General features: G+C 70.6%; 4 protein-coding genes and 1 pseudogene. 2 read left to right on the forward strand and 3 right to left on the reverse strand.

All coding sequences use genetic code 11. The features are described 5' to 3' along the window. A pseudogene (locus ACIQGV_RS40790) lies at positions 1 to 84 on the forward strand (transposase); the annotation flags it as partial. A gap of 41 nt (positions 85 to 125) precedes the next feature. Here the strand turns inward: ACIQGV_RS40790 and ACIQGV_RS40795 are convergent. From ACIQGV_RS40795 to ACIQGV_RS40805, 3 genes are all read right to left on the reverse strand, one after another. Further along, complete coding sequence (locus tag ACIQGV_RS40795) at positions 126 to 356, reverse strand: hypothetical protein (protein ID WP_402504811.1); 231 nt, start codon at positions 354 to 356, stop codon at positions 126 to 128. 128 nt (positions 357 to 484) lie between these two features. After that, positions 485 to 925: a recombinase family protein gene (locus ACIQGV_RS40800; protein WP_402504813.1), complete on the reverse strand. Its 441-nt coding sequence runs from the start codon at positions 923 to 925 to the stop codon at positions 485 to 487. Between the two features lie 67 nt (positions 926 to 992). After that, positions 993 to 2,411, reverse strand: a complete 1,419-nt coding sequence (locus ACIQGV_RS40805) for an FG-GAP-like repeat-containing protein (protein ID WP_402504815.1) — start codon at positions 2,409 to 2,411, stop codon at positions 993 to 995. 954 nt (positions 2,412 to 3,365) lie between these two features. Between ACIQGV_RS40805 and ACIQGV_RS40810 the strand changes: the two genes are divergently transcribed. After that, positions 3,366 to 3,959: hypothetical protein (locus tag ACIQGV_RS40810; protein ID WP_402504817.1), on the forward strand; the 594-nt coding region annotated here is incomplete at its 3' end.

The raw sequence follows: 3,959 nt of genomic DNA on the forward strand, positions 1-3,959 counted from the left end.
ATCCGCCGCTACATCATCTGGCGGAACAAGCACGCCGCCGACGAACACCTGCGCAGGGTCGTGAACAGGGCGAACGTTGCTTGATGCGGCACTAGCCCCCGCTGCCGGGCCGGACGTCGCCAGACTCAGGCTTTGCGCTTCCTTGGCGTGTGCGCCCGCCCGGTCTGCGGCCTGGTGCGCAGAGCTGTCACCGTGGCGATGGACACCTCGGTCGCCTCGGCGACGTCGCGTGGGGTGGCGCCGTCGGCGGTCGGCGTGGTCACGGCGTCCGCGAGCGCTGCCTCGTAGGCGTCCCTGGCACGCCGTAGCCGCTGCAGCTCCGGGCTGACGGGGGTGATCGTGATCCGTGTGGTCACACCGGCCAGTGCGAGACCTCTGACAAGGTTGTCCTGCAGCGCGCGCCCATGCCCGTATACGCCGTGCTGGGGGATGCCGGCCACCCACATCTCGCCGTCCCGGCCGGCGCGGCATTCGATGGCCTTCCTCACGATGCCGCCCGCGCGTCTTCGGCGACCTGCCGGATGACCTGGGCGGGGATCGGGTCGGGCAGGACGACCTGCCGCTCTCCGATCCGGTAGAGCGTGTGCGTGCCGTTGCTGCTGACGGCCGTCACCGACAGACCCAGCCCGTGCATCTCCTCGCGCAGGCGCTGCAGCGAGACATACTGCTGTGCGCCCGCTTTGAGTCCGGCGGTGACCTCCTGGGCGGCTTTCCACTCGTCGACGCTGATGACCGGCTCGTGCGTGATCCGCGGTGACCAGATCCATTCCGAGAGCGGATGCAGTTTCGAGATGCCGGGGCGGCCGGTGGGGGTCGCTTTGCGGTTGTGGACCTGGTAGCCGGTCAGTTTCGGGTCGGCGAGCAGGCCCTGCACCCGGTTGACGGTCCACCGGCCCTCTGCCGCCGGAAACTGCAGCGACGGCATCGGCATCGAGGGTCCGGCAGCACTGGACACGGCTGGGGCATGTCCAGTGCTGCCGGGGGGCGGTGTCTCAGTCGAGCAGGGTGGTACCGATCCCTGAGCCGGCGGCGATGCCGTACTCCCTGGGGCCGAACAGGCTGACGCCCCTGGTACTGAGGCCGCTGGTGGTGCCGCGCAACTGCCACAGCGCACCGCTACCTGCGTCTTCGTAGGGGGCGGTGACGGCGAGGTCGGCCTTGCCGTCGCGGCTGAAGTCAGCGAGGCGGACCTGCGAGCCGAAGACGTCGTTGTTCTCGTTGACGCCGGGGACACCGGGGCTGTCCTGTGTGTAGTGCGCTGCGCCGGTGGTGGTGAGCCCGCCGGATGCGCCGCGCAGGACCACGACGTCACCCGCCCTGACGCCGTCTGTCAGCGACTCGTAGGGGATTCCGATGGCGAGATCGGCGCGGTGATCGCCGTTGATGTCACCGATGGCCAGTGCAGCGCCGAAGTTGTCTCCGCGCTCGTTGCCGCCGGGGACCCCGCCGGTGTTCTGGTGGTAGACGCGCCGGACCGGATTGAGGCCGCTGGCGGTGCCGAAGTGGACGGTGACATAGCCGGAGCCACCGCTGGGGTCGGGGCGGCCGTTGGGGTGGAGACGGGGGTCGGACAGGCCGATGGCGAGGTCGGCACGGCCGTCGCCGTTGAGGTCTCCGGCCGCGACGGCGTTCCCGCCGGCGAGGCGGGTCTGTTCGCCGAAGGAGGCAGGGCTGCTCGTGCCGGGCGTCTGGCCGTGGACGATCGTGACGTCTTGCTGGACGACCGCCAGTTCGTCCTTGCCCTCGCCGTCGAAGTCACCGGCCGTGATGTGCCAGCCGCCGCCGTCCCCGCGGGGAACCTCGTACCCGGCTGGTGCCGTGGTACGGGTGAAGGTGCCGGAGTACAGCTTCAGCGATGTCGCCGTGGTGACCGCGACGTCGGGCGCGGAGTCCCCGGTGAAGTCACCGACTGCGATGTCCGCCCCGAACATACGGGACGGGTACGACGGCCCCGACGGCAGAAGGAGACCGCTGCGCAGGGGCGACGGGCCACCCCACAGCACGGTCACGGCACCGCCGAGCGACGCCCCGGCAACGCCTTCCCCTTCACTGCCGACCAGCAGGTCCGCGTACCCGTCACGGTTCACGTCCCCGCTCGCGAGGCTGCTGGCGAAGTGGTCATCGACCTCGGCCGCGCCCGGCACACCGGTGGAGTTCTGCGTGACGAGGACGCGCTGGGAAGTCAGACCGCGCACGGAGCCGAACGTCACCAGAACGGCACCGGCGCCACGTTTGCCGTTGACCGTTTGCTCCGGCATGCCCACGGCAAGGTCGCGGAATCCGTCGCCGTTGAAGTCGTCCGCAAGTCTGGACGGCGCCGCGACGGCAGAGCCGGCGGCGACGGACAGCGCACCGCCGGTGAGCGACGCCGCTACGGCCACCGCGACGGCGAGACGGACCGGGTGACGCATGAAAACCCCCTCCAACCGCGGGCCACAGCGGCGTCCGCGGACCGAAAAACCTGGATCGTGCTCGCTGCCACCGCCGTTCACAACTGATCACGGCACGCGACGAGGGTCAGACCTCTGGGCAACGCAGAAGGTTGTATGACACGGTCGCCCCACTCGCATCCACCCCTACGGCCCGCGCCCGGCCGGCCGGCCCGCCCCCGGACCAGGGACCGCGGACGCCAACCGTCCCCGAGCGCCGCACCGGCCCCCGGAGGGTATGCACGCGAACCGGCGGCCCCCCGGCCCTCCGAGACACTCCGCCCGACCCCTCGGGTACGTGGCGGGCGGCCGTAAACGACGCCGGAGCGCAGATGATGCGACCCCGCCCGACCGCACGTGCCCGCCCTGCCGGTGCGCCCGTACCCGCCGCCTGGCCCCACGCGCTGCGCCCCGCCGCCCGGCCGGAGCCGACCGGCAACGCAAAAGCGGTCGGCTCCATCTCCGGCACCGAGGACCAGGTCTTTGTGCTGGAGGTGTACGCCTGCCGGGCGCGGGCCCGCCGCGTTTGTTGGGGGCTTCCGGTGAGGCCGGGACCCGGCAGCCCTTGCGGGGGCGCGTTCCTCCAGCGGCGGGTCGGCCAGGTGATGACTTTCGGTGAACTTCGTTACGCGGGAGCGAGGTTGTGTAGGCTCAGGTCACTGCTCAGCGTGAGTGAGTCGTCACTGCCTCCCGTCGTTCCGGCGGGCCCTTCCTTTGACGGTGAGCGCTCCCAGCGCGCCTACAGGCCATCAACTGGGTCTGTCTCAGTGCGGTACGTCCTTGCGACTGCGCGACCGCGTCGCTGCCCCCGGTTCTGCGTGGGGCGTCGGCGGTGTCGTGGGATTCCGGTCCCGAGCACCGGCCCACCTGGCGTGGGTCATGTCCCCGATCAGGCGGCCTCCGAGAAGCGCCGCACCACGACACCCATGGACGATCATGACGATTGCGCTCACCTTCATCGCGCCCGGTGGCGACGAGGACGACCACGCCCAGGGTGCCGTCGGCAAGCTGACGACCGAACAGATCGCCTCCTTCGCTCCCGGCCTGCTCGACATGGAGCCCGTCCCGACCCCCACCGAGCTGAAGGAACTGGCTACCGCCGCGCAGGACCACCCGTCGGTGGTCCTGCCGGCCGAGATCCTCCGGGCGCTGTTCGCCGGGACCACCCACCCCGACGAACTGCTCGACCAGCTCGACCACCCCGAGGCCGTCGCCCAGCAGCTGAACACCCGCCCCGGCCGCAGTCGGCAGAAGCCCAAGCGCAAGGTCTCCCGGCTCGGCCGCCTCGCCCGGCTCAGCACCAACACCGGGTACGCGGCGGTCGTGCGCAGCCCGCTGCACCAACTCGCCGGGATCATGACCCTGCCGGTCAACCCCCGGTTCCTTGCCGCGATCCAGCATGCCTTCACCAAGGGCCGCACCACCGACCCCACGATTGAGTGGACGTTAAGTCCGATCTTTCTCGGTTCGTGGTCGCTCGATCGTGGTACTGATGGCCGCGCGGGCCATGTAATGGACATGCCCATGTTG

Source organism: Streptomyces sp. NPDC093094, from assembly GCF_044754345.1.
Lineage (GTDB): Bacteria > Actinomycetota > Actinomycetes > Streptomycetales > Streptomycetaceae > Streptomyces.